Here is a 24,657-nt window from a genome sequence, read left to right on the forward strand (position 1 = left end):
CCCCCGTGACGTCACCGATGCCCAGCCCGACCCCGCCACCGACGCCCACGCCGTCACCCACGCCTTCCCCGACGCCGTCCCCGACCCCGTCACCGACGCCCAGTCCTACTCCGACGCCGTCCCCGACGCCGACGCCCACTCGGACGCCCGAGCCGGGCCCGGCGGTCGCACCGACACCGGCCGCCGAGGGGTTCGGCGACGGCACGTACATCCTCGGCGAGGACCTCGAGCCGGGCACGTACCGCAGCGAGGGCACCGACATCTGCTCGTGGTCGCGGTTGGGCGGCTTCCGCGGGGAGGTCGAGGAGATCATCGCCGACGGCAGCTTCCCGACGATCCTGACGCTCGCCGACGACGACGTCCGGTTCGAGACCCAGGGCTGTGGCACCTGGTATCCCGTCGAGGCGACCGCTCCCGACGAGCCCACCACCCGGTTCGGCGACGGCACCTTCCAGGTCGGCGTCCACGTCCAGCCCGGCAGCTACACGGCCGACGGCCAGGGCGAGGGGTTCTGCTACTGGAGTCGGCTCGCCGGGTTCAGCGGCCGGCTGTCCGAGAGCATCGACGCGGGCAACGACCCGGTCACTGTCGAGATCAGCCCCGACGACGCCGGCTTCGAGACCCAGCACTGCGGCACCTGGACCCGGGACTGAATGCCTCAGGTCGACGTCGGGTCGTGCGCCTCGGCGGTCCGGGTCGGGACGACGGGCGCCGCGCGGCGATCCGGCCGTCCCGGGCCGAGGTCGGGTGCGCGCGCCTGACGTGACAGCGCCCCGACCCATACGCCGGCCATCACCACGATCGCACCGACGAGGCCGCGAACGGTCAACGGCACGTCCGACACCCACGCGTCCAGCAGCATCGTCACGACCGGGAACAGGACGAACAGGTAGGAGGTGGCCGAGGCGGTCCAGCGCCGGACGACCAGCAGCACGAGGGCGAACAGGCCGACCGACCCGAGCACGACCAGGTAGGTGACGGCGACGACGACGTCCGTCCGGGTCGGCAACGCCCAGGTCTCGCCGGCCACTCGCGAGATCGCCAGCAGCAGGACCGAGCCGACCAGCATGCCCACGGCGTTGGTCACCGCGGGGTGGTTGCCCGACACCTGCTTGCCGAGGATCACCGACTCGGACGTAACCACCGCCGCCGCCAGCATCGCCAGCAGGGCGCCGACGGGCACGGCGAAGCCCCCGTCACCGACCACGATCCACACGATGCCGACGCCCGCCACGACCGCGCCGAGGACGACCCGCGGGCGCAGGCGCTCCAGTCCCTGCGCCGCTGCCATCAGCACGGTCGCCAGCGGGACGATCGCGAGCACGACGCTGGCCAGGCCCGCCTCGACCTGGGTCAGCGCCCAGTACATCAGGGCGTAGAACGCCGCGAACCCGAACACGCCGAACCACGCCGTCAGCCACAGGTCGCGTCCGCGGGGCCAGTCCAGGCGCCGGACCACCACGATCGCGACGAACAGCAGCGCGGCGAGCCCGAACCGCAGCCCGGCACCCCAGAACGGCGCGAGCTCACGGTTGCTGACCCGCACGGCCACGAAGTTGCCGGCACCCAGCGTGACCGCGAGCCCGTACATGACCGCCGTCGTCGCGTCGGGCACCGACGACCACCTGGCCGTCACCGATGTGGTCGTGTCCATGACGTGCTCCCTTCCCGACGCGGGTCGGGCCCCGGGCGTCCGACCTCGCACCCACCGTCGCGCCACGCCCCCGCGCCCGCATCGGTAGACCTACCCATCCTTGCACGTCCACCCTCGCATCGGCCGTCCACACGAACCGACCCCGCGGCGGCATCACCGACCGGGGCGTTCCAGCAGGTCGTGGTCGACCGCGAAGAGGGTCGCGGCGGCCCGGCTGGACACGCCGAGCTTGCGGTAGACGTGCTGCACGTGGTGCTCGGCCGTGCGCCGCGAGATCACCAGCCGGTCGCCGATCTCGCGGTTGCTGCACCCGGTGGCCACCAGCCGCAGCACCTCGACCTCGCGCGGGGTCAGCCCCGCCGGCGGCTCCGGGGTGACCGGGTCGACCGCGTGGCCGGCGGCGACCAGGACCGCGGCGGTCGCCTCCGGGTCCAGCCGTCCGTCGTCGGCCATGACCTGCAGGCCGTCCCGGGCGGCGTCCGGGGTCGCGGCACGGCGGTGCGGTCGTGGCTCCACCGCGGTCCGGTAGCGGTCGGCGGCGGCCAGCACCCGGGCGGGCACGGACAACTGCGTGGCGTCGCAGCCCCGGTGGTAGCCCGAGCCGTCCAGTCGCTCGTGGTGCGCGCCGACCAGGGAGGCGAGGTCCCCCAGCCGCCCGGACCCGGCCAGGATCCGTTCCGAGTGGTAGGGGTGCAGCCGGACCTGCTCCCACGCGGTCGCGTCCAGGGGACCGGGCCGGTCCCAGGTCCGGCTGGACACGGCGACCCGGCCGAGGTCGTGGAGGTGTCCGGCCAGCCGGAGCCGTTCGACCTCGACGTCGGGCAGTCCGAGCACGTCGGCCGCCCCGCTCGCGAGCCGTGCGACCCCGCGCGAGTGGCCCACGGTGTGCGGCGACTTGAGGTCGGCGACGTCGCCGAACACGGTCGCCACGGCAACCAGGTCCGGTTCGAGCACGCGCTGGTGCGGGTCGGGCTCGTGGTCGCGGACGACCGCCAGCGGGTCGCCGGTGTCGAGCAGGTCGAGCAGCAGTGGGGCGTCGGCGACGAAGGCGGCGGCCAGGGTCGGGTCGAGCATCCCGCCGGCCCGTCGTGTCACCGCGGCGACGGCCGCGTCGGTCCCGCCGGTCCGGGCGTGCGCGACGGCGATGCCGGACAACCGGGCGAGCCGCGAGCCCATGGGCAGGTCGTCGCCCGCCAGCCCGTCGGGGTGTCCACCTCCCTGCCACAACTCGTAGACGTGGGACAGCCCGTCCCGGACGTCGCCGGGCAGCCCGAGGTCGACGGCAACGTGGCGGCCGACCTCGCACGCCGTGGTGACGTAGTCGCGCTCGAAGTCGGGCCCGGCGCGCAGCATCCGCCAGGCCAGGACGGCACCCCGGCGTGGTGACCGCCCCGCCACCAGTGCCGGCAGGAAGGTGCGCACGACGTCGAGCGGGTCGGCGTCGTCGGACTGCAGGGCCGCCCGGTTGATCGCGAACTCGTCACCGACCCGGGCCGCAGCCTCGTGGGCGAACCCGATGCAGCCGAGGTGCTGCAGCAGTGCCGTGTACAGCCCGGCCCGGGCGTGCTCGTCGTCCAGGTCGAGCTCGTCGGCCAGCAGCACCGCGAGCGCGGCCGAGCGCAACGACTCCCCCGCCGGCAGCCCGAACCCCAGGTCCGCCACGCGCGACAGCCCCGCCAGCAGGTCCACCAGTCGCAGGGACAACGCTCCCCCGATCGCCGGTCGGCACCACCCTACGCCGATGCCCGGCTCCGGACGGCGGCCCGCCATGCCCGTCGTCGCCCGCCACCTGCCTTCCTCGTCCTGGCCTCCTCGTCCGGCGTTCCTGGTCCTGGGTTCCTCGTCCACGAGCCGGACGGGCCGACCCGCCGGGTCAGTGCGTGGACAGCTCGCGCTCGGGAGATCCCAGGCCGGGATAGCCGGCGTAGGCGGGCAGGGCGGGCTGGCCGCCGAGGTGGCAGTACAGCACGCGTGATCCCGGCGCGATCTCGCCGGACCGGACCATGCCGATCAGCCCCGCCAGCGACTTGCCCTCGTAGACCGGGTCGGTCAGCATGCCCTCGGTGCGGGCGGCCAGGTGGATCGCCTCGACCGTGCCGGCGTCCGGCAGCCCGTAGGCCGGACCGGCGTAGCCGTCGACCACGGTGATCTCGTCGTCGCGCAGGTCACGGGCGAGGTCGATGCGTGCGGCGGTGTCGCGCGCGATCCGGGCGACCTGGTCGGTGGTCTGGTCGAGCGTGCCCGAGGCGTCGATGCCGATCACCGTTCGGTCGTCACGGTCCTCCAGGGCGAAGCCGGCGATCATCCCGGCATGGCTCGAACCGGTGACCGTGCAGACCACGATCGTGTCGAAGAAGGTGTCGAGCTCGGCCTCCTGTGCGGCCACCTCGCGGGCCCAGTTCGCGAATCCCAGGCCGCCCAGCGGGTGGTCGGACGCACCGGCCGGGATCGCGTAGGGCGTGCCACCTGCCTCCTCGACCGACTCCAGCGCCCGCTGCCACGAATCGCGGACGCCGATGTCGAACCCGGCCGGGTCGATGCGCACGTCGCCACCCATGATCCGGGTCAGCTGGATGTTGCCCACCTTGTCATAGGCCATGTCGTTGTAGTCGACCCAGCCCTCCTGGACCGTGACCGCCTCCAGGCCGAGGTGGCGCGCGACGCCGGTGACCTGGCGGGTGTGGTTGGACTGGATCCCCCCGATCGACACCAGCGTGTCGCAGCCGGTGTCGATCGCCTCGGCGACGAGATACTCGAGCTTGCGGACCTTGTTGCCCCCGAACGCGATCCCGGAATTGCAGTCCTCGCGCTTGGCCCACACCTCGACCTGTCCCCCGAGCGCCTCGCTGAAGCGTGGCAACGGGTGGACCGGCGAAGGTCCGAACAGGAGCGGTTCACGGCGGAAGTCGTCCAGGGACATGGAAACCTCGAAGTGGTGTTGGGCGGGTGGTCGCGGTGGTCGTCGATTGAGGTGCGGGCGGGCTCGGCTGTGCCGCAGCGCGACGTCACCGGCGCGGCGGTGGCCGACGAACCCTGCGACGGGCGGAAGTGGCCCGTCCGGATCGTCGGCCCGGCCGATCGGCGTGCCGGAAGGGCGCGTCGTCGCGTCGTTGCCATCGAGTGAATAATTGCATACGATTTGAGCCATGTCAACCGTTGACGAGGTGCAGCGGCACGTGGTGCGGGGCCTCCTTCGCGGGGAGTTCGCCCCGGGTTCGTGGCTGCGCCAGGACGAGTTGGCGACCCGGATCGGGGTCAGCCGGGTCCCGGTGCGCGAGGGGCTGCAGCGGCTGGCCGGGCTCGGGCTGGTGCGGTTCGAGCCCAACCGCGGCGCCGTCGTCCCGGAGCTGACCGCCGCCGACGCGATCGAGACCTACGCCCTGCGGCGAGGCATCGAGCCGAGGTTGCTCGACCAGGCCCTCCCCCGGCTGAGCATCGTCGACCTCGCCGAGGCCGAGCTGGCGCTGGAACCGCACGAGGTGGCCGCGTCGCCGCCCGACGGGGCGGGCCGCTCCTCCGGGGACCTCGAGGACGGGCCGGTGCGCGGTTCCCCCGACGTCGCCGCTGACGGGCCGGTGTCCGGCCTGTCACCGACCGAGGCCAACTGGGCGTTCCACCGGGCCCTGTACCGGGCGGCGGGGTGGCAGCGCGGCCTGGCGATGGTCGAGATCCTGCACGCGGCGGTCGCGCCGTACGTCCTGCTCTACACCCGCAAGCTGGGCGGCGCCGCCACCTCGCACGCCGAGCACGTCGAGCTGCTGGCGGCCTGTCGTGCGCGGGACCGCGAGCGGGCGCAGGCCACCCTCGCCGACCACCTCGACCACGCCGAGACCGCCCTGGTCGACTGGCTGCGCCGCGACCACGGCGACTGACCCCCCACCCCCCCTGCGCCGAACCCCCGGCCCGGGTCGCGTCGCGTTCAGACCCACCAGGTGTCGTGCCGTGCCATGAAGGCGGCACGCTCGGCGTCGTCCATGGGCTCGGTGCGGGCGAGCGTCTCGAAGTAGTCCTCGCGCGGGCCGCCCGGGGCGAACAACAGCAGCATGGAGGCGTGGTCGCGACCGCGGAAACCGTGGATGCCGCCCGGTGGGACGTAGACGAAGTCGCCCGCCTCGCCGGTCGTCCAGCCCGTGCCGTCGTGGAACTCGACCTGGCCCTGGAGGACGTAGAACTGCTCGGAGATCGAGCGGTGGAAGTGCGGGTCGGGGCCGCTCACGCCCTCGCCGAAGGTCCAGCGGTACAGGCCGAAGCGCTGCTCGGCCTGGTCTCCGGTGGCGAGGTACTCGCAGGTGACGCCGTTGCCGTAGGCCACGTCGGGTGGCGTGTCGTCCGGGCGGATCCAGGTGGAGGCCTCGCCGCCCTCGCCGTGGTAGACGTCCGGGGGATACGGGCGGGGCAGCGTGGTCATGTGGCGTCCGATCGGGGGGCGTCGGCCAGCGCGGCGGAGCCGTCGGGAGTGCGTCTCCCGGCGGCGGATCGACACTCAACCCCGTCCGGATCGAGTTGTCCACAGGCGATCGGGAACCGGTGGCATCGTGGGAGGACATGACGTAGTTTCATGCTCGACCCCTCCCCCCGGTCCCAAGGCTCCGCTGGATGCGACGCCACATCCCCCACGTCACGATCCTGGCCCTCGCTGTCGCGGTCGCCGCCTGCACCGGCAGCGGCTCGGCCGACCCGACGTCCCCGCCGACGTCGTCGCCGTGGGCGCCAAGCCACTCCGAGCTACCGCCGGACGTCCATGCAGCCATTGCATCCCTGTACGCGGGCGACGCCCTCGAGCCAGAACGCGAAGCGATCCTGAACGCCATCGTCGACCCTGGCAACAGCTCGTTTCAACCAGAGCCGGGTAGCACAACTCTCTCGAACATCCAACTCATCGACGCCACACAGGACTGCCTCTTCGTTAGGTATGTCCAAGACTCGCGTGACGTCATCTCGCTACCCCAATCCGAGGCCGTCGTCGAACGGATCGCCCTCTTCCAACCGAAACCCGAGATCGATGCCTCTGGGACCCAACCAACGCCTTGGCAACTGACAAACCGCGCCGTCCCTGAAGACGTCTCAGGGGGCTCCTGTGAGTAGGGCCGGTGTCCATGACCGACGCCCTATCGCTTCGGTTGGCCTTCTGGGTATTACGCTGTTCTTGATCATGAGCCTGGTGGCTGCACCAAGTGCCCACGCCGACACCCCCTCCTTCGAGTCGCAAGCGGCGTCGGACTTTGTAGAGAGCAACATCGGCGGTCAGCGAAGCGCCCGGGAGGGGTCTGTGACCAACACTGCGCCAGAAGTCGACGCCGGCGATACAGGAGCCGGAGGAGGCGTCGATGTCAGACCCGCCAGCACAGGTTCGGAGGAGGCGCCACCGAGGTATCGGGTGGACGTGTTCCGGGGGGTGCCGGGGGCGGATGATGCGTGTGTCGACGAGGTCTGGGTGCCGGTCGGGAGCAGCCCGATGGCGGCCGGGACCGGTGGGGTCGACCGGGCGGTGCGGGCGCACATCGCGGCGACCGGGGCGGCGCCACGGGACTGCACACCGGCGACGCCACCCGATCCGGCAGCACCCGCGCCTCCGCCGGTGCCGGCGGGGCCGACCGACGTCGAACTGCTGCTGGCGGCCGAGGCGTACGTCGAGACGCTCGTGCCTCCACCGGGCCTGGGCATCGAGCCACCCACCGGCGAGGGCGTGGTCGGCGTGCCGGTGCTGGTCCAGCTCGGGCGGGAACCGGTTTTCAGCGCCGATCCGATCACGGTCACGCTGTTCGGGACCGACTACACGCTCTCGGCGGACCTCCAGGCGGCGACCACGATCGACTGGGGAGACGGCACCGTCGAGACCGTCACCGGCACCGGTGCGACCTACGAGCAGGTCGACGGTGACCTGGACGACGAACGGCTGATCCGCCACGTCTACATCGACGACGGTGCCGTGGACATCACCGCCACCGACACCTGGACGGTCGTCCTCACCCTGGAGGGTGTCGGCACGAACACGGTCACCGGCATCGTCATCGACGACACCGCGACCGTCGACATCATCGAACTCCAGTCCGTCGTCACCGGCTGAGGTGGTCGACGACTCGCGCCCCGCCACCCTCCGCCGATCTGCACGGCACCCGCGCGGGCGGCCAAGTAGTGGGCCCGCGACGAAGCCCTGTCCACACGCGACGGTCGCAACGAGGACCAGCTGACACCTTCCCGGGAGGGAGCAGGCATCGAGATCTTCACGATCGGGTTCACCCAGCGGACGGCGGCGTCGTTCTTCACGACCCTCGAGCAGGCAGGGATCGAGCGGCTCGTCGACGTGCGGCGCCACAACACCTCGCAGCTGGCCGGGTTCGCCAAGCGCGACGACCTCGCCTGGTTCCTCGACCGGATCCTCGGCGCCGAGTACGTCCACCGACCCGAGGCCGCCCCCACCAGTGAGCTGCTGGCTTCGTGGCGCGCCGGCGACCTGGCCTGGGAGGACTTCGCCACCTCGTACCGCGACCAGATCGCGACCGACCGGATCGACGACCTCTTCTCGCCGGACGACTTCGCCCGACCGACCGTGCTGCTGTGCAGCGAGCGCGACCCCGACCACTGCCACCGCCGCCTCCTCGTCGAACACCTCGACGCCCACTGGGGCGACGTCGCCGCCCACCACCTCTGACCCCCGGACGCCGTGCCGTCGTGCGAGGAGGCTCACGCCCAGGGGAAGGACCGACGTTCACGACCGCCACCTCAGCCCTGGCCAATGAGCGGGTCCCGTGGAGTGACGGATCATCGCCGGCAGCGTCGACGGCCGGATCGATCGGGTCGGCCGGCCAGGACGTCAGTCGTCGGACGTCTCCTCGACGGGCCCTGGCGTGTCGACGCGGCCGGCGAGGTGGGACAACTTGTCGGGATTGCGGATCGCCTGGATCCCGGCGATCCGGTCGTCCTCGACGTGGAGGACGAACAGCACCACGACCTCGCCGTCGACCCAGCCGACCAGTCCCGGCTCGCCGTTGACGTCCACGGTGCTCGCCACGGCGTCGCCACCCGCCTGGCGGAACACCCCGAGGAGGAACCGCGCCACCCGGTCTGGGCCCACGACGGGACGGCGAGCGGCCGACGCCTTGCCCCCGCCGTCACTCACCAGGGTCACGTCGGGCGACAGCACCGCCAGCACGTCCTCGACCTCGCCTCCCTCACAGGCCGCGAGGAACGCCGCCGCGACGTCGTGCCGACGCTGCGGATCGACCTCGTAGCGGGGGCGTCGGTCGTCGAGGTGACTGCGGGCTCGCGACGCCAGCTGGCGGACCGCGGCGTGGGACCGTCCGAGCATCCGCGCGATCTCGGCATGCGGGTGCCCGAACACGTCGTGCAGCAGGAAGACCGCCCGCTCCGCCGGCGACAGCGACTCCAGCACCACCAGGAACGCCAGGGTCATCGAATCCGCCGTCGCTGCCGCGTCGGCAGGGTCCGTGCGACGCTCGTCACCGGTCAGGACCGGCTCCGGCAGCCACGGTCCGACGTAGGTTTCGCGCCGCCGGCGAGCCGACGTCAGCCGGTCGATGCAGATCCGCGTCGTGACCGTCGTCAGCCACGCCGACGGCTCGCGGATCGAGTCCTGGTCGGCGGCCGCCCAGCGGGCCAGCGCGTCCTGCACCGCGTCCTCGGCCTCGGCGACCTCGCCGATCATCCGGTAGGCCAGCCCGAACAGCCGACGCCGCTCCACCTCCAGGTCGACACGTCCCGTCGTCACGACGCACCTCCCGGCGGTCTGCCTGGCCGGACCGGAGCCGGCGCCAGTCCCGGCTCGATGCGCAGCAGCCGCAGCGGCACAAGCACCTGCACGGTCAGCGCGACCAACTGCGCGACCGCGTCGCCGACGCCGAACGGCGCGAGGTGGGTGGCGTGGTACGCGAGGTGGGGCACGGCGAAGACGAGCGTGGCCAGTGCCGCGACGCCGGTCAACCACGGCCTGGTGACCGCGAGGCCGGCCACGACCCCGAGGGCAAGTTGCAGCGCGCCGACGTCTCGCACGAGGTGTTCGTTGAAGGGGCCGTCGAGCGCGACCCACGAACGACCGAACGGGAAGTCGGCGTAGAAGGACGCCGGGGCCAGCAGCGCCCACCCACCGACGCCGACGAGCGTCGCCGCGACGACTCCCAGCAGCACGCGGCGCTCGGCCTCTCGCCGACGTCCGTCCTGGTCCGGTGGCGTGGCGGCCGCCCGGCCGGAGCGTGCACGGACCCCAGTCATCGAACGCCACCTCGCCGAGGAGTCGGCGGCGCCGCGGTGTCGGCGGTCTTTGCGACTCCACCCGGACCGGCTCTGCGTGCCGCGAGGCCGTCCTCGTCCGATGACCGGCCATCGACCGACGTTGCGTCGTCGAGGTCGGGCGCCGAGTCGATCGCCGCCACCACCTGGTGCCAGGCCGACGCGGCGTCCAAGAACGTCGGGGCCCACCCGGTGGCGTCGCGGAAGGCGCCTGCGTCCAGGCGCACCGAGCGGTCCAGCATCCGGAGCGGACCGACTCGGCTGATCCAGCGTGGGGGGAGCCGCAGTCGCCGGCCGACCGCCGCGGACAGGGCCTCGGCGTGCTCCCGACGACGCAGGGGACGGTCGTCGGCCACGATCCAGGTCCCGGCGGGTGCGTCCAGGGCGGCCACGACGGCGGCAGCAGCATCGTCGAGGTGGATGGTCGGCAGGTATCCGTCGGGATCCCCGAAGAACGGCGCGATCCCCCACCGACGGGCCGTGGTGACCTGGTCGCGCGTGTGGCCGGCGTCGGGACCGACGAACTGGGCGAAGCGGAGCGCCACGCCGACGTGGCCGGCCGCGGTCACCCGTCGTGCGGATGCCTCGCCGTCCAGCGCGGTCAGCGCCGGCCACACCGGGTCGACCGCCGAGGTGTCGTCGACCCAGCCGTCGCCGCCGTCGGCGAAGACGCCGAAGTAGGACTCGCGGACGTAGCGGTCGGTGCCGACGGCCAGCACGGCGTCGGCCAGGTTCGCACTGGCCTCGGTTCGCAGGCGGTCGTTCATCCGCCACGCCGAGCGCTGGATCATCCTGTTGGTCGGCGGGATGCTCGTGGCGAGGTCGACCACCGCCTCGTGGCCGTCCACGACGTCCCGGACGGTGGCAGGATCGAACAGGTCCACCTGCACGGGCGTCGCACCCGCGGCGAGCACGGCCTCAGGATGGCTGCGGGCCACCGCCGTGACCGCGTGGCCCGCGGCAACGAGGTCGGGCAGCACCCGCCGACCGAGGACACCCGTGGCGCCGGTGACGAAGATCTCCATGACGAACTCCTGTCGTGTGCGAGTCACCATCACTGACGACGCGCCTCGACGGGATGTGACCACGGCGTGCACCCTGCGCGCAGAGCAGGGCCCAATCCTCGAACTTCGATGTCCGCGGCCGATCGACTCGGCCACGAACGCCACGACAACCAAGATCGTGCGGCAGTCCGGACACCGTCCACCACGCCGTTCGCGACCGATCGACGCGGCTCCCGAGGCCAGCAGTCGGCGATCGCACCCCGCCCAAGCCGTTCCCGACCGATCAACCCGGCTCTGAACGCCAACCGCCCGCGAGCTCCATCTCCCAACGCCGTTCGCGACCGGTCACTGCGCCCTCGAAGGTCACCGACGCGCACGCCGCCATGGGCGGGACGTGGGGATGGACACGGCGTGCAACCATCGGGGGCACGGACGGCGTCGAACGGTTCACGGGGCAAGCCGACCGTCCGGCGACCACGTGCGAGCGCCCTCCCACAGTCCCCACTGCTGCCGACGTCCAGGCGCGGTAACGGGGGAGCCGCCGGGCGTCTCGCGGTCCCCTGCCCGAGCCGACGACGAGGAACCATGACCAGCACCGGGCTCAGGACGGGAATCGACAGCGCGGGGCGCCGCGTCCTGCTGATCGTGGTGGTGGCGGCCCTGGTGGGGTGCGGGACTGCCCCATCGCCCGTCGAGCAGGACGCGACCAGTCCGCCGGCACCCGGCGTCGAGCCGGCGGATCCCTCCGCGTCGCCGTCCGACATGCCGGTCGAGCCCGGGACCGGGGAGCCCGGAAGCGAACCGGCTACTGGCACCGCGATCACGGTGGAGTTGGCGGGGCCGGTCGAGGTGGGATCCGCCGTCCGGGTGCCGGTGGTCGTGACGGTCGGCACGTCCGAGCCGACCTGGGACGCCGCGCGGCTGTCGACGGAGGTGGAGGGCCACGCCTCGGCGGAGCTCAGCGTCGACGTGGACGACCTGGCGCCCGGTGGGACCGCGACGGGCGACCTGGTGGTCGACGTCCCGGCCGGCACGGTCGACGAGCCGAGCGAGAGCAGCATCGACGTGACACTGCACCTGCTCCGGGGCGACGAGGAGGTCGCCCGGCGGCGCGACACGGTGGCGATCGTCGCCGGACCCGATCGTGCCTGGCTGGCCCACGGGTCCACTGCCGAGGCGCGCCGGGCGATGCTCGGCGACCTGCTCGCCGAGGGTTCGATCACCCGGGAGCAGCACGACACGGCGATCGCCGGGACCACGGAGTCGACCGGGCGCGCGACCGTCGAGGTCGTGACGCCGGCGGACGCGCCAGACTGAGTCGTGGCGCCGGCGGACATGCCGAACCGGGCACCGCACGCCTCGTTCCCGCAAGAGCCGTGGCCGATCGACCCACCGGGTCGGTCCAGCAGGTCGAGCCGCCCGGTTCGCACCGTTGTCCCGAGATTCGTCCGTGGCGCTGGAATACTTGAAGCCTCAAGCGTGTTTTTTTGGGTGGACGTCAGTTGAACCGTCAACTGAACTCAAGGAGACTTCTCATGAGCACCACCACTGCCACCCCCACCCTCACCGGCGAGTACGTGCTGGACGACAGCCACTCGCGCCTCGGCTTCGTCGCGCGGCACGCGATGGTCACCAAGGTCCGCGGCTCGTTCAGCGAGTTCTCGGCCAGCGGCCACTTCGACCCCGAGAACCCCGGCGAGTCGAACGCGGCGGTCACCATCCAGGCTGCCAGCATCGACACGGGCAACGAGGACCGGGACACCCACCTTCGCTCCAACGACTTCTTCGACATGGAGAACCACCCGGAGATCCGGTTCACCTCGACCGACGTGACCAAGGACGGCGACGTGTTCAACGTCACCGGTGACCTGACCATCAAGGGCACCACCAAGTCCGTCACGATCCCGTTCGAGTTCACCGGCGCCGCCACCGACCCGTTCGGCAACGAGCGTGTCGGCTTCGAGGGCAGCGTCCAGGTCAACCGCAAGGACTGGGACCTGAACTGGAACGCCCCGCTCAACGCCGGCGGCGTGCTCGTCAGCGACAAGGTCACCCTCGAGCTCGACCTGTCGGCCATCAAGCAGGACAGCTGACACCCTGATCTCCCCCACGGACGTGCAGGGTCCGTGCACCGGCGCCGGTCGCTTCTCGCGGCCGGCGTCGTTGCATGTCCACCCGCAGCCGCCGACGGAGTCCGGCCTGTACGCAAGCGCGATCCGCCACCCGGCACGTCGGGCGCGGACGGGTCAGGCCGCCGTCCCGGGAGCCTCGGCGAGGAGGGCGGACAGCGCGGCGACGTCGGCCGGGGTCGTTCGACAGCAGCCACCGACCAGGTCGGCACCCGTGTCGACGAGGTGGTCGAGCCGGTGGCCGTCCCGGGTCCCGATGCCGTCCGGGTCCTCCAACCAGCCCCGTCCGACGGCGTCCCAGGACTCCCCGCTGTTCGGCTCCGCGAGGGTCGGCTTGCCGGCATGGGTCGCGGCCAGCTCCACGGCCGGAGCGACGTCGGCGGGCGTGCAGCAGTTGACGCCGACCGCGACCACCTCGTCGACGTCCGCGGCCATCGCGAAGGCCTCCTCGAGCGGTTCGCCCGCCGGGTCCTGGTCCCCTCGCGGGTCAGCGACAGCCAGCACGGCACCCCGCTGCCGCGCACCAGGGACAGCAGCGCCTCGACCTCGGCCAGGTTCGGGATGGTCTCGAGCGCCAGCACGTCCGCCCCGGCCTCCGCCAGCACCTCCAGCCGTGGACGGTGCCACCGCTCCAGCTTGCGGACCGACCGGCCGTAGCCACCGCGGTACTCGGACCCGTCGGCGAGGTAGGCCCCGTAGGGCCCGATGGAGGCGGCGATCCAGCGGGGTCGGTCGTCACCGGAGTCCTCGGCGAACCGCCGCCGGGCCACGTCGGCCAGACGCACGGTGTCACGCAGCATGGTCGTCGCCGGGACCCGACCGAGGCCGATGCGGGCCAGTCCGTCGAACGACGCCTGGTAGGAGGCGGTGGTCGCCACCCGGGCGCCCGCGGCGTAGAAGTCGCGATGCGCCGCGACCACCTCGTCCGGCTCGTCGAGCACGAGGCGAGCGGACCACAGATGGTCCGACAGTTCGTTGCCCCGCGCCTCCAGGTGGGTCGCCAGGCCGCCGTCGAGCACGACGGGGCTGGCGGCGACGGCAGCGGCGAAGGTGGTCATGTCGTCAGCATGCCCCGGCTGGCGGGGAAGGGCGAACCGGTTGGCCGGGGTCCGCGCCGCACCGGTGGGGCAGAATGCGTGCAGGGTCGCCCCGTCGACGAGGTCGCGTGCGGCGGACCGCCACATCACGTCGAGCGAGGACGAACCGATGATCATCCACCCCTACCTCACCTTCAACGGCAACTGCGAGGAGGCGATGACCTTCTACCAGTCGGTGTTCGGCGGGGAGTTCACCGCCCAGCAGCGCTTCTCCGAGGCTCTCGGGAACGACGTCGACCCCGCCGACGCCGACCGGATGATGCACATGTCCCTGCCGGTCGGCGACAGCGCCCTGATGGCCTCCGACACGACCAGCGACATGGACCCGGTGCCGTCCGGACACGACGTCAGCCTGAGCGTCGATCCCGAGGACGTCGACGAGGCCCGCCGGATCTTCGACGCCCTGGCCGAGGGCGGCACCGTCACCTTGGCCTTCGAGCCGCAGTTCTGGGGCGACTGGTTCGGCAGCTGCACGGACCGGTTCGGGATCGACTGGATGGTCAACGCCTCCGCCGGCGACTGACCGGCCACGACGTCGGCCCTCCACGCCGACGTCGCGCCGGCCGAACGCAACGGCCATGGACGGTGGGGCAGGATCGGGCGTATCAGGGGTGTGGGAGGCGACCTCTCGTGTCCGAGCCCCGACGAGGACCCACGGCATGAGCGTCGCCCCAGCCACCGCGACACCGGGACTGCGGACCACCCGGGTGCTGCACCCGTCCGAGGTCGTCCACGACGAGGTGCTCCATCCGGGCGCAGTCGTCTGGCTCGCCGAGCCGTGGCTGCACGACGGCGAGCTCGACCGGTTCGACACCGCCGCACGCACGGCGGCCATGGCCCGTCACCCGGCCGGACGGGCCCGACACCTCCGGGCGGTGTGACGACCGCGGACACGAGCGCGACACCGGCCGCCGCCTCAACCGCCGACGCAACGGCCCAGGGTCAGTCGCGGGTGTAGACCAGGACGCTGGCCGGGCCGATGTCCACGACCGCGCTGGCCGGCAGGCCGTCGACCCCGTCGTCGCCGACGTCGAGGTCACCCGAGCCGTGGTCGCCGAACAGGCTCGAGTAGGTCCGTGCGTCGGAGTTGAACCGCAGCGACCAGTGTCCTGCGGCCGGGAAACCGACCCGGTGACCGTCGACCGACTCGGCCTGGAAGTTCGCGATCACCACCACGTCGGCAGCGTCCTCGCGGTGACGGCTGAACGCGACCACCTTGGCGTCGTCGTCGACCTGCAACAGCCGGGTGTCCTGGCCACGCAGTCCGCCACTGGTGCCATCGACGTCGCGCCGCAGGTGGACCAGGTCCGACACCATCCGGACGAGGTCGCGGAAGTGCTCGGCACGGGGCCAGTCCAGCGGGACGTCGTCGCGGAACCACTCGTCCTCCAGGAACTCCTGGCCCTGGAACAGCATCGGGATGCCGGGCGAGGTCAGCACGAGTGCCAGGCCCAGGGCCGCACGCTTCTGGGCGTGCCAGCCGGTGGGGTTGTCGCCGTCGACCTCGCTGGGGATCCGCGCCTTGCCGTTGGCGACCTCGTCGTGGCTCTCGGTGTAGACGACCCGGGCGAAGGCGTCGCCGTAGTCGTAGGTGATCGCGTCGGCGACGGCGGTCATCGAACGGTCATCGTCGTCGACGGCCGTCAACGCCCGACGCACCGGATGCACGAAGTGGGTGTCCCACTGGCTGTGGAAGGCAGCGCCGTCCGAGGCCGTGGACGTGACCAGGTGGTCGCCGTGGAGGTCCTCGGCGATCATGATCGCGTCGGGGAACTGGTCGCGGACGTCGCGTGCGATCCAGCCCATCAGGTCCCAGCCCTCGGGGATGTCCTTGCCGGTGCCGTCGACGCTGCGCATGAACGGGGTCATGTCGAACCGCAGCCCGTCGACCCGGTACTCGCGCAGCCACATGAACGCGTTGTCGTGGATGAAGTTGCGGACCGCCTCGCGCCCGTAGTCGGGCCGGGTGTCGCCCCACGGCGTGGCCGAGCGGTGGTCGTTGTAGAAGTAGATGCCGCCCTTGTCGTGCTCGGACCAGCCGTCGAAGCGCCACAGGTCGAGGTCGGACGGCCCGAAGTGGTTGTAGACGACGTCGAGGATCACCGCGATGCCATGCTCGTGGGCGGCCTTGACGAAGCCCTTGAGGGCGTCCGGACCGCCGTAGGCCGACTCGACCGCGAACACGTGGGCCGGGTTGTAGCCCCACGACACGTCGCCGGAGAACTCCATCAGCGGCATCAGCTCGATCGCGTTGATCCCGACGTCGGCGAGGTAGGCCAGCTTGCCCGCGACCTTCTCGAGGTCCCCCGGCCCCCCAGGCCCACCCACGAACGACCCGACGTGGGTCTCGTAGACGACCAGCTGGTCGTGCGACGGGCAGGCGAAGTCGTCGTCGCCCCAGTCGAACGCGGCCGGGTCGTGGACGATCCCGTTACCGACCGAGTTCGTGACGTGGCGCGCGTACGGGTCGATCCGGTACCGCTCGTCGCCGTCGGCACCGGTCAGTCGGAACTTGTACTCGTCCCCAGCCGACGCGCCGGCGACGTCGCCGTAGAAGTACCCGTTGCCCTCCGACACCAGCTCGGTGCCGCCCCAGTCGTCGAAGTCACCCACGACCCACGCGGCCGAGGCGTTGGGTGCCCAGACCCGGAACGCGACCCCCTCGTCGTGGACGATCGCGCCCATGCCGCCGCGGTGCTCACTGCCCTCCGTCGCCGGATGGCTGTCGTCGCCGGTCATGTGTGCCTCCACGTCGTGGTTCCGAAGCACCGAACCGTACGTCACCACGGGGACGACTCGCGCATCGCGCCACCCTCGTCCGACCAACCCCCGGGCCCGACCGCGACCACCCGCCTCCGACGCCAGTTCCCCACGGGCCCGTCCCTGCCGGTGTGGCAGGCAGGTGCGAGACCGAGACAACGGTCCCGGGAGGGACCCCTCGATGCCGCGAGAAGGCCTAGGATCGGGGCGCGATCGGCGCGCGAAGGGGCCGACCATGCTGGTCGAGGCACGCACGCTGGGACGGCGTGGCGCCGTCGTCGAGCCGACCCGTGTGGCCATCTCCCCCGGGTCGGTCCTCCTCCGTGACCTGGTTGCCACCGTGGTCCGTCACGAGGTGGCCGCCTACGCCAGCCGCGAGCGGGCCCGCCGGCTGGTCCGCGTGCTGACGGCCGACGACCTCGCCGACGGGGCCGCTCGTGGTGCCATCGACCCGGCTGCCCACCGGGCGGAGGACCCGGTCGACGTGGGCCAGGCGGTCCTCGCCGCCCTGCAGGCGTTCGAGGACGGCATCTACTTCACCTTCGTGGACGACGTCCGGATCGACGACCTCGACGACCGCGTCGACCTTGCCGACGACACCGTGGTGCGGTTCGTGCGCCTCGTCGCCCTGGCGGGTGGCTGATGGCGTCGGCCGACCCGACGGACCCACGGGCGGTGCTGGAATCCGTCCGCGATCAGGACCCAGTGGGGCCGGCACGGCGCCGGGCCGCCTGGAAGTCACCGGCACTGCTGCGTCCTGCCGTGGAGAGCCTCCTCGAGCCCCGACTGGACCCGGAGCGTCGCCTGGGACCCCACGACCTGGCGATGGCGATCGATCGGACGCCGCGGCGCGCGACCGGCCGCTTCTTCCGCGCCCTGCATCCCGCACTCGGGGACGACCTGCACGCCACCTTCGACGCACTGGTGCAACGTCCCTACACGATGGGCCACCTGCGTCGCGGCTTCCGGGCGCCCCACGATCCGCAGGTCTCCGCGACGTCCCGCGGCCAGTGGCTCCGGGTGGCGCTGTCCACTGCCCTGCCCTATCCGCGCGACGCTGCCTGGTTCGCGGCCTGGGCCGGCCACCTCGGCTGGAACGCGCCGGCCCTCGGACAGGTGTTCGCCACCGCGATCGACCGGGGCGACACGGCAGTGCGCGACGTCCTGCTCGCGACCGTCGCCAACACCCATCCCACGGCCGTGTTCGGTGGGCACGTCCCGGTCGGCCTGCTGGGAGCGGCCGACCCGGAGGGCTGGGACGCGATCGAGCGCCTGCTGCTCGCCGCACGACGACAGGAAGGACTGCGCCAGTCGATCCTCGAGGCGGTCGACCTGGCCCACCCGACGGCGTTCCGACGGCTGCTGGGCGTGGTGCTCGAACACGACCTGCTGCGCTTCGCGGCGGCCGTCCGGGCGGTCGGGGTCTGGTTCGGCGAGCCGTTCGAGGTGCGTGACCGTCGCCAGGTCGCCGACAACCTGGAGGTCCTGGTGGGCCTGCTCGACGACCCGGACGGTCGCGATGCGGCGCTCGCACGCCCAGCCGAGCCGATGCGGACCTTCCTCGCCCTGTGGGCCGAGGCCCACGCGGACGCCGTCGCCGCCATCGTGCGGGCGAGTGACCTGCTGGCCCATCGCGACGCCGACACGCGCCTGGCGGCCGCCCGACTGCTGCGCGCCACGCAACTGCCGATGGCCCACGAGGTGCTCGTCCCGGCCCTCGCCGACGACGACCTGCGCGTGGCCGCGGTCGCCTTCGACGCGATCGGCAGCCAGCACTGGCTTCGCCGGGGGCGCGATCCCGACGGCCTGTTCGACGCACTCTGGGCCCTGCAGGACCGCCTGGACGACCCCGTCGAGCTGCCGGTCGGCCTGCTGCGGCCCCACACCCTGTCGCTCTCGCCACGCGACGTCTGCGACACCCTGCCCGATGCGCTGGCCGGGCGGCCGCCCGCGTCCCTGGCACCCGTGGTCGCACGGATGGGCCCGGACGGTCGGCGGGCCTGGACCAGGCACCTGGCGGGCGACGTCGCCGCCAACCGGTCGCACCTGCTCGCACTCGCCAAGGACCGGTCCTCGATGGTCCGCGACGGCGTGTTCCGCGTGCTGGAAACCGCGCCGCCACCGTCCGAGGACGAGGCCCGCGAACTCGAGGACCTGCTGCGACGCAAGCCGTCCGACCTGCGCCGTGGCGTCGTGCTGCTGCTGTTGCGCCAGGACCCCTCGGCGGTCATGGAGTCGGTCGATCGCCTCGCAACGGGGACGACCGGCCAGCAGCGGGGCGCCGTCGAACTCCTGGTCGAGGTCCAGGACGCCGACGCCACGGCGGGCGGGCGCCACGCCACGGCGATCCGTGCCAGTGCCCTGCGGCTGGTCGCCGAGCTCGACCTGGCCGAAGGCGATCGGGATCGGCTCGCCCCGGCCCTGGGCGACGAGCGGGGCCTGACCAGGCTGGACGCGGTCGAGGACCTCGTCGACCAGGCGAGCCGGACCATTGCACTGCCGCCGGACGGCGACCTCGCCGTCGTCACCGGTTGGGACGACGCGGTGGCGGGCGTCGTGTCGTCGCTCGACCGCTGGCTGGTCGAGCACCGCGACGTCGAGGTCACCGTCGCCCGGTGGCACGGACCGGACGTGCGCCTGCTCGGCGACCTCGTGGGCGTGCCCCAACCCTCCCCCAACGAGCCATGGGACGTCCAGGCCGCCCGCCTGCCACTGCCCGAGATCGTCGAGCCCTGGTGGGATCGCACGACCGCGGACTGGTCGGACAGCCGGCTGGAGCTCCACCTGGTCCGGCCCGTCTGGGAGCTGGTGACGGCGGACGCCTGGGCCGACGAGCACGGCCTCCCCTCCCCGCCGCGTTGGCTCCGGCGGCTGGCCGCCGCCTGGCCCCGCACGAGCGCGGCCCTGGCGGACACCACCTTCCCCGAGCTCGCCTGCGACCTGCTGGGCTGGCTGGCGTTGCGCGAGCTGACGCCTGCCGCGATCGACGGCGTGCTGGCACTGGCGTCGGGCCTGCTCACCGCCGTGCCGAGCGACGCCGTCGTGCGGCTCCCGTCGGTCGCCGACCTCGTCAACACCCCTCGCACCTGGCTCGACCGCCGGTCGGTGGAGCGTGACTTCCGGGCGCTGGACGGGATCCGCACGGCGATGTCGACCGCCGTCCTCCTCGAGGCCGTCCGACCCGAGACGTGGTCCACCGACCAGCGGAGCTGTCTGTGGAACCTGCTGCGGTTCGTCGACGAGCCCGCCGGCAACCACGACCCGGAGACCCCACGGGTGGCCAAGGAGCACGTCCATTCGCACCACCGTCACGACCTGCCCTCCCGACCCGCGCGCCGCTTCCCACCCCTGGCCGCGACCGTGCGGGCGGTCGACGACGGTGTCGCCACCGCCGCGGACCTGGCCGACCTCGTCGTCGCCGAGGAGACGCGCGCCGACCACAGGGGGCCGGACCGGTCACCGGCACGGCCCCGCCACCACCACACGTGGGGCACGGTGGGGGCGGCCCCGCTCGGCGAGCTCACCCGCCGCAGGCCGACCCGCCTGCTGCTCGACCACCCCTGGCTGGTCGACGTCGTCGACGACCTCCGCGACCGGATCCTCCAGGTCGAGCTGGCCCGCGGGGACCTGCCGACCGCGGCGACCCATGCCGCCCGCCAGCTGCGGACCGTGGTCGGGGCCGACGTGGTCGGGCGCGTGCTGGCGGCGCTCGGGCGGCAGCACCTGGTGCGTGGCCACACCTGGGACACGAGCCGTCCCGCGGTGCTCAGCCACCTGGTCCGGGTCGCGTTCCCGGCCCCGGACGACACCCCCGACACCTTCGCCGCGGCGGTCCGCCGCCACGACCTGCCGGTCCGGCGGGTCCGGGAGCTGGCCGTCTACGCCCCCCAGTGGGCCGACCTCGTGGAGGCACACCTCGACTGGCCGGGCCTGGCCGACGCCGTGTGGTGGCTGCACGCCCACACCAAGGACGAGCGCTGGTCGGTCGACGCCGACGTGCGTGCCGAGTGGGCCGCGCGCAGCCACGAGCACACCCCGCTGACGAGCAGTGACCTCGTCGCCGGCGCGGTCGACGTGGCCTGGTTCGAGCGAGTTCGGGCACGGCTGGGCGACGCGCACCTCGACCAGCTGCTGGGGGTCGCCAAGTACGCCTCGTCGAGTGGCGGGCACATCCGCGCGACCCTGTTCGCCAACGCGATCCGTGGGGTCCTCGACGAGGACGAGGTGCTCGACCGCATGGACGCCACGCGCCACCAGGACAGCGTCCGGGCCCTCGGCCTGCTGCCGCTGCCCGACGACCCGGACCAGGCCGCCGCCACGACGTTGGCGCGCTGGCAGCGGCTGATGGCCTGGCAGAAGGAGGGCCGCCGGTTCGGCCAGCAGCGCCGCGCCAGCGAGGCGGCGGCGGTCGAGATCGCGCTGGACAACCTCGCCCGGACCGCCGGCCACGCCGATCCCCAGCGACTCCGCTGGGCCATGGAGGCCGAGTCCGTCGCCGACCTGTCCGACGGGCCCGTCACCACGACGGTCGGCGACGTCACGGTCGCGCTGTCGATCTCGGACGACGGCGCACCGCAGCTGGGCGTGGACCGGGCCGGGCGGGTGCTCAAGCACGTGCCCCGTGACGCAGCCAAGGACCCCGGCGTCGTGGCGCTCAAGGACCGCGTCCGGACGCTGCGGGACCAGGCCACACGCATGCGCGCAAGCCTCGAGGAGTCGTGCGTCCGCGGCGACACCTTCACCTCCCAGGAGCTCGCCGACCTGGCGACCCACCCGCTCATGGCCGCCCAGCTGGCGACCCTCGTGGTGGTCGATCGCACCGGACACACCGCCCGTCCCGCCGAGGGCGGCCGGCGCCTCGTGGACCTGGACGACACCACGACCGACGTCGGGGGCGTCGTCCGGATCGCCCACCCGGTCGACCTGCTCGCCGAGGGTCGATGGCACCACTGGCAGCGGCAGCTGTTCGACGAGCGCGTCCGCCAGCCGTTCCGCCAGGTCTTCCGCGAGCTGTACCTCCCCGTCGGGTCGGAGACCGGTGGTGCGACCCGGTCGGACCGCTGGGCGGGCCACCAGGTGCAGTCAGGGCAGGCCGCAGCACTGTTCGGGCGACGGGGCTGGGTGGTGCACCGGGACGGGGGTGCACTCCGGACCTGGCATCGCCACGGGATCACGAGCCACGTGACGGCCCTCGGACTTCGTGGCACTCCCGGTGAGGTCGAGGACACCACCATCGAATCGGTCTGGTTCGTGTCCAGCGACCAGGACCGGCCACTGGCGATCGACGACGTCCCGCCCCGACTCTTCAGCGAGGTGATGCGCGACCTCGACCTGGTGGTGTCCGTGGCCCATGCCGGCGGGGTCGACCCCGAGGCCACGGCGTCGACCGTGGAGATGCGCGCGACGCTCGTCGACGAGACCGCGCGGATGCTGGGGCTGGACAACGTCGAGTTGACCGGCAACCACGTCATCGTGACCGGCACCCGCGGGACGTGGTCGATCCACCTCGGCTCGGCGGTCGTCCATCGTCGGCCCGGCAACGCGGTGTGCATCGTCCCCGTCGGTGCCCAGCACCGCGGGCGGCTGTTCCTGCCGTTCGTCGACGACGACCCGCGGACGGCGGAGGTCCTGTCGAAGGTGGTCCTGCTGGCACGCGACCACCGGATCCAGGACCCCTCGATCCTGGCCCAGCTCCGCGCCTGACCGGCACCGCGAGCCGCGACTGGCGCCGCCGATCAGGTGGTCTCGTGCACGAGGTAGCGGTCGATCTTGTCCTGGGCCATGTCCATGATGCGTTCCTCGAGCTTGGACAGGGCCCGAGGATCGCCAGCTCCTCGCCGATCAGCGGTCGGGGTGGGTCGATCGGGTTGCGTCGTGCGCGCCCCGACGCCTCGAAGTGGTCACCGCGCAGGTCGAGCGTCGCGGTGGCTCGGGTCTCGGTGTCGTCCTCCTCCAGGTGGATCGACAGCACGACGTCCTTCTCGGTCTCCACGACGTCCGTGTGGGTCTCCATGGGAGCCTCCTGTCAGCCGGTCCATCGACCATACGCCCCGCCGCGGCGTCGGCCAAGCGTCGACCGGGCCCCGGCTCCCGGGCCGATCGGCCTCCTGAAGTGGGCGCGCGGGCCGTCAGCCCCCCAGGGCGCGCGCGAGGGCGTCGAACTGGTCGCGCAGGAACCGGGCGCTGTGGTCGGCCTCGGGCGCGAAGCCGTCGGCGGCGTGGAACGCGCCGGGATAGACGTGCAGTTCGGTCGGGACCCCGGCCTGCATCAGGCGCAGGGCGTAGTCGACGTCCTCGTCGCGGAAGACCTCGAGGTCACCCACCTGCACGAGGGTCGGGGGGAGCCCGGACAGGTCGCTCGCCCGGGCCGGGGCGGCGTAGGGCGAGACGTCGTCGCCGCCGGCGGCGTCGCCCAGCAGGGCTGCCCAGCCGGACGTGTTGTGCTCGTGGCTCCACGACACGATCCCGGCGAACTCCCGGGCCGACGGCGTCTCGTTGCGGTCGTCCAGCATGGGGTAGACGAGACACTGGAACGCCACGTCAGGGCCCTCTCGGTCGCGCGCCAGCAGACAGGTCCCGGCTGCCAGGCCCCCACCCGCGCTGGCACCGGCCACGGCGATGCGGGACGCGTCCACGCCCAGTTCGCCGGCGTGCTCGGCCATCCACACCAGCCCGGCGAAGCAGTCCTCGACCGGTGCGGGGTGGGGATGCTCCGGCGCGAGTCGGTAGTCCACCGAGACGACGACACAGCCGAGGTGGTCGACCCAGGCCTCGCAGCCGGGGTCCGACCCGTCGAGGTCGCCCAACACCATGCCGCCACCGTGGATCCAGTAGATCCCGGGCAGGGGCGTGGAGGGGTCGTGGTCGACCGGGCGGTAGACCCGCACCGGGACGTCGTTGTCGTCGGGACCGGGCGCGACCCGGTCCTCGCTGGCCACCCCGTCGTTGTCCGTCAGCTCGGCCTGGGCAGCGGCCATGAACCCGGTGAGGGTCGCCCGCATCCGGGCGAGGTTGTCCGGCGAGAAGTCGGTCTCGTCGAACCCGAGCATCCGATAGACCTCCAACCCGGGCAACAACTCCGGGTCGAGTTGGCGTTCGAACCTCGTTTCGGGCATGCCCGCTCCTCGCTGGTGGACGGGGGAACCGACCCTACGACCGCCAAGGGATCGACGCAGCCACCTCGGGGTCGCGCGTCAGTCCTCGCCGATGTCCTCGTTCCAGAGGTCCGGATGGTCACGCACGAAGGTGGTCATGAGGTCGATGCAGCGTGCGTCGTCGAGGACGTGGACCTCGACACCGTGCTCGGCCAGCCAGTCGTGGCCTCCGTGGAAGGTCGTCGCCTCGCCGATCACGACCCGGGGGATGCCGAACTGGCGGACCAGCCCCGAGCAGTACCAGCACGGCGACAGCGTGGTGACCATGGTCGTGCCGCGGTAGCTGCGCTGGCGACCCGCGGCCCGGAACGCCGCGGTCTCGGCGTGGATCGACGGATCGCCGTCCTGGACCCGTCGGTCGTGGCCTCGGCCGAGCACGTCGCCGTCGCGGCCGACCAGCGCGGCACCGATCGGGATGCCGCCACCGTCACGGCCCGCGATCGCCTGGTCGACGGCCACGTCCAGCCAGGACTGCAGGAGCGCGCGGTCAGGTCGGTCCACGGTGTCCTCCTGCGTCGGTGGACGTGCGGGGCGAGGGTGCCATGTCGCCGGGGCCGCCGGCGGCCGCACACCAACCGTCACCATCGCGCCACGCGGGCGTCAACAGTTCGC

At 72.6% G+C, this 24,657-nt stretch carries 20 protein-coding genes and 3 pseudogenes; 11 read left to right on the forward strand and 12 right to left on the reverse strand.

Going from position 1 to position 24,657, the window contains the following annotated elements; all coding sequences use genetic code 11:
- Positions 1-653, forward strand: a pseudogene (locus KR546_RS06590) (hypothetical protein); the annotation flags it as partial.
- A 5-nt stretch (positions 654-658) separates the two neighbouring features.
- Here the strand turns inward: KR546_RS06590 and KR546_RS06595 are convergent.
- The 3 genes from KR546_RS06595 to KR546_RS06610 form a co-directional block, all read right to left on the reverse strand.
- Positions 659-1,654 (reverse strand): DMT family transporter, encoded by a 996-nt coding sequence (locus KR546_RS06595; protein WP_238443915.1) that lies wholly within the window; start codon positions 1,652-1,654, stop codon positions 659-661.
- A 153-nt stretch (positions 1,655-1,807) separates the two neighbouring features.
- Entirely contained in the window at positions 1,808-3,424 is a 1,617-nt protein-coding gene (locus tag KR546_RS19075; RefSeq protein ID WP_274387713.1) for an HD domain-containing phosphohydrolase, read from the reverse strand.
- Between the two features lie 103 nt (positions 3,425-3,527).
- Positions 3,528-4,574, reverse strand: a complete 1,047-nt coding sequence (locus tag KR546_RS06610) for a 1-aminocyclopropane-1-carboxylate deaminase (protein WP_238443916.1) — start codon at positions 4,572-4,574, stop codon at positions 3,528-3,530.
- A gap of 226 nt (positions 4,575-4,800) precedes the next feature.
- Between KR546_RS06610 and KR546_RS06615 the strand changes: the two genes are divergently transcribed.
- Positions 4,801-5,526, forward strand: coding sequence for a GntR family transcriptional regulator (locus KR546_RS06615; protein WP_238443917.1), 726 nt, complete (start codon positions 4,801-4,803; stop codon positions 5,524-5,526).
- 47 nt (positions 5,527-5,573) lie between these two features.
- Here the strand turns inward: KR546_RS06615 and KR546_RS06620 are convergent, their stop codons facing one another.
- The gene (locus KR546_RS06620) at positions 5,574-6,062 is read right to left on the reverse strand and encodes a cupin domain-containing protein (RefSeq protein ID WP_238443918.1); all 489 of its coding nucleotides are present in this window, start codon (positions 6,060-6,062) and stop codon (positions 5,574-5,576) included.
- A 188-nt stretch (positions 6,063-6,250) separates the two neighbouring features.
- On the opposite strand from KR546_RS06620, the gene KR546_RS06625 reads away from it, so the two are divergent.
- From KR546_RS06625 to KR546_RS06635, 3 genes are all read left to right on the forward strand, one after another.
- Positions 6,251-6,739 (forward strand): hypothetical protein, encoded by a 489-nt coding sequence (locus KR546_RS06625; protein WP_238443919.1) that lies wholly within the window; start codon positions 6,251-6,253, stop codon positions 6,737-6,739.
- Between the two features lie 370 nt (positions 6,740-7,109).
- The gene (locus KR546_RS06630) at positions 7,110-7,721 is read left to right on the forward strand and encodes a hypothetical protein (RefSeq protein WP_238443920.1); all 612 of its coding nucleotides are present in this window, start codon (positions 7,110-7,112) and stop codon (positions 7,719-7,721) included.
- 162 nt (positions 7,722-7,883) lie between these two features.
- A complete protein-coding gene (locus tag KR546_RS06635; protein WP_338019114.1) occupies positions 7,884-8,306 on the forward strand; it encodes a DUF488 domain-containing protein in 423 nt (140 codons plus the stop codon).
- A gap of 162 nt (positions 8,307-8,468) precedes the next feature.
- Here the strand turns inward: KR546_RS06635 and sigJ are convergent, their stop codons facing one another.
- Genes sigJ through KR546_RS06650 form a run of 3 tightly spaced genes read right to left on the reverse strand, consistent with a single transcriptional unit; the run spans position 8,469 to position 10,926 of the window.
- Positions 8,469-9,383 carry an RNA polymerase sigma factor SigJ gene (sigJ, locus tag KR546_RS06640; protein ID WP_238443922.1) on the reverse strand — a complete coding sequence of 305 codons (915 nt, stop codon included), beginning with the start codon at positions 9,381-9,383 and terminating at the stop codon, positions 8,469-8,471.
- Entirely contained in the window at positions 9,380-9,883 is a 504-nt protein-coding gene (locus KR546_RS06645; RefSeq protein WP_238443923.1) for a hypothetical protein, read from the reverse strand. The genes sigJ and KR546_RS06645 overlap by 4 nt, the downstream gene beginning before the upstream one ends.
- Positions 9,880-10,926 carry an NAD-dependent epimerase/dehydratase family protein gene (locus tag KR546_RS06650; RefSeq protein WP_238443924.1) on the reverse strand — a complete coding sequence of 349 codons (1,047 nt, stop codon included), beginning with the start codon at positions 10,924-10,926 and terminating at the stop codon, positions 9,880-9,882. The genes KR546_RS06645 and KR546_RS06650 overlap by 4 nt, the downstream gene beginning before the upstream one ends.
- 564 nt (positions 10,927-11,490) lie before the next feature.
- Here KR546_RS06650 and KR546_RS06655 point away from each other — a divergent pair.
- Both KR546_RS06655 and KR546_RS06660 read left to right on the forward strand, forming a co-directional pair.
- Positions 11,491-12,222 (forward strand): hypothetical protein, encoded by a 732-nt coding sequence (locus KR546_RS06655; protein WP_238443925.1) that lies wholly within the window; start codon positions 11,491-11,493, stop codon positions 12,220-12,222.
- 218 nt (positions 12,223-12,440) lie between these two features.
- A complete protein-coding gene (locus tag KR546_RS06660; RefSeq protein WP_238443926.1) occupies positions 12,441-12,998 on the forward strand; it encodes a YceI family protein in 558 nt (185 codons plus the stop codon).
- 153 nt (positions 12,999-13,151) lie between these two features.
- Here the strand turns inward: KR546_RS06660 and mmuM are convergent.
- A pseudogene (mmuM, locus tag KR546_RS19910) lies at positions 13,152-14,092 on the reverse strand (homocysteine S-methyltransferase).
- A 148-nt stretch (positions 14,093-14,240) separates the two neighbouring features.
- Here mmuM and KR546_RS06670 point away from each other — a divergent pair.
- Both KR546_RS06670 and KR546_RS06675 read left to right on the forward strand, forming a co-directional pair.
- A complete protein-coding gene (locus tag KR546_RS06670; RefSeq protein WP_238443927.1) occupies positions 14,241-14,654 on the forward strand; it encodes a VOC family protein in 414 nt (137 codons plus the stop codon).
- 136 nt (positions 14,655-14,790) lie between these two features.
- Positions 14,791-15,012 (forward strand): hypothetical protein, encoded by a 222-nt coding sequence (locus tag KR546_RS06675; protein ID WP_238443928.1) that lies wholly within the window; start codon positions 14,791-14,793, stop codon positions 15,010-15,012.
- 61 nt (positions 15,013-15,073) lie between these two features.
- Here the strand turns inward: KR546_RS06675 and KR546_RS06680 are convergent, their stop codons facing one another.
- Positions 15,074-16,870: an alpha-amylase family glycosyl hydrolase gene (locus KR546_RS06680; RefSeq protein WP_238443929.1), complete on the reverse strand. Its 1,797-nt coding sequence runs from the start codon at positions 16,868-16,870 to the stop codon at positions 15,074-15,076.
- Between the two features lie 256 nt (positions 16,871-17,126).
- On the opposite strand from KR546_RS06680, the gene KR546_RS06685 reads away from it, so the two are divergent.
- Entirely contained in the window at positions 17,127-17,534 is a 408-nt protein-coding gene (locus KR546_RS06685; protein WP_238443930.1) for a hypothetical protein, read from the forward strand.
- Positions 17,535-17,596: 62 nt separating this feature from the next.
- Positions 17,597-22,594: a DUF5724 domain-containing protein gene (locus tag KR546_RS19615; RefSeq protein ID WP_238443931.1), complete on the forward strand. Its 4,998-nt coding sequence runs from the start codon at positions 17,597-17,599 to the stop codon at positions 22,592-22,594.
- Positions 22,595-22,724: 130 nt separating this feature from the next.
- Here the strand turns inward: KR546_RS19615 and KR546_RS19915 are convergent.
- From KR546_RS19915 to KR546_RS06700, 3 genes and pseudogenes are all read right to left on the reverse strand, one after another.
- Positions 22,725-22,904 (reverse strand): annotated as a pseudogene (locus KR546_RS19915) (dsRBD fold-containing protein); the annotation flags it as partial.
- Between the two features lie 115 nt (positions 22,905-23,019).
- Positions 23,020-24,006, reverse strand: a complete 987-nt coding sequence (locus KR546_RS06695) for an alpha/beta hydrolase (protein ID WP_238443932.1) — start codon at positions 24,004-24,006, stop codon at positions 23,020-23,022.
- A 78-nt stretch (positions 24,007-24,084) separates the two neighbouring features.
- Positions 24,085-24,546, reverse strand: a complete 462-nt coding sequence (locus KR546_RS06700) for a nucleoside deaminase (RefSeq protein WP_238443933.1) — start codon at positions 24,544-24,546, stop codon at positions 24,085-24,087.
- Between the last annotated feature and the right edge of the window lie 111 nt (positions 24,547-24,657).

The sequence above is a fragment of the Salsipaludibacter albus genome (assembly GCF_019798055.1).
Lineage (GTDB): Bacteria > Actinomycetota > Nitriliruptoria > Nitriliruptorales > Nitriliruptoraceae > Salsipaludibacter > Salsipaludibacter albus.

Coding starts and splice junctions, on each gene's coding strand:
- KR546_RS06595 (WP_238443915.1), bottom strand. CDS start 1,654: ATGGACACGACCACATCGGTGACGGCCAGGTGGTCGTCGGTGCCCGAC.
- KR546_RS06695 (WP_238443932.1), bottom strand. CDS start 24,006: ATGCCCGAAACGAGGTTCGAACGCCAACTCGACCCGGAGTTGTTGCCC.
- KR546_RS06620 (WP_238443918.1), bottom strand. CDS start 6,062: ATGACCACGCTGCCCCGCCCGTATCCCCCGGACGTCTACCACGGCGAG.
- KR546_RS06655 (WP_238443925.1), top strand. CDS start 11,491: ATGACCAGCACCGGGCTCAGGACGGGAATCGACAGCGCGGGGCGCCGC.
- KR546_RS06660 (WP_238443926.1), top strand. CDS start 12,441: ATGAGCACCACCACTGCCACCCCCACCCTCACCGGCGAGTACGTGCTG.
- KR546_RS06630 (WP_238443920.1), top strand. CDS start 7,110: ATGGCGGCCGGGACCGGTGGGGTCGACCGGGCGGTGCGGGCGCACATC.
- KR546_RS06615 (WP_238443917.1), top strand. CDS start 4,801: ATGTCAACCGTTGACGAGGTGCAGCGGCACGTGGTGCGGGGCCTCCTT.
- KR546_RS06680 (WP_238443929.1), bottom strand. CDS start 16,870: ATGACCGGCGACGACAGCCATCCGGCGACGGAGGGCAGTGAGCACCGC.
- KR546_RS06675 (WP_238443928.1), top strand. CDS start 14,791: ATGAGCGTCGCCCCAGCCACCGCGACACCGGGACTGCGGACCACCCGG.
- KR546_RS19075 (WP_274387713.1), bottom strand. CDS start 3,424: ATGGCGGGCCGCCGTCCGGAGCCGGGCATCGGCGTAGGGTGGTGCCGA.
- KR546_RS06610 (WP_238443916.1), bottom strand. CDS start 4,574: ATGTCCCTGGACGACTTCCGCCGTGAACCGCTCCTGTTCGGACCTTCG.
- KR546_RS06670 (WP_238443927.1), top strand. CDS start 14,241: ATGATCATCCACCCCTACCTCACCTTCAACGGCAACTGCGAGGAGGCG.
- KR546_RS06650 (WP_238443924.1), bottom strand. CDS start 10,926: ATGGAGATCTTCGTCACCGGCGCCACGGGTGTCCTCGGTCGGCGGGTG.
- KR546_RS06625 (WP_238443919.1), top strand. CDS start 6,251: ATGCGACGCCACATCCCCCACGTCACGATCCTGGCCCTCGCTGTCGCG.
- KR546_RS06645 (WP_238443923.1), bottom strand. CDS start 9,883: ATGACTGGGGTCCGTGCACGCTCCGGCCGGGCGGCCGCCACGCCACCG.
- KR546_RS06685 (WP_238443930.1), top strand. CDS start 17,127: ATGCTGGTCGAGGCACGCACGCTGGGACGGCGTGGCGCCGTCGTCGAG.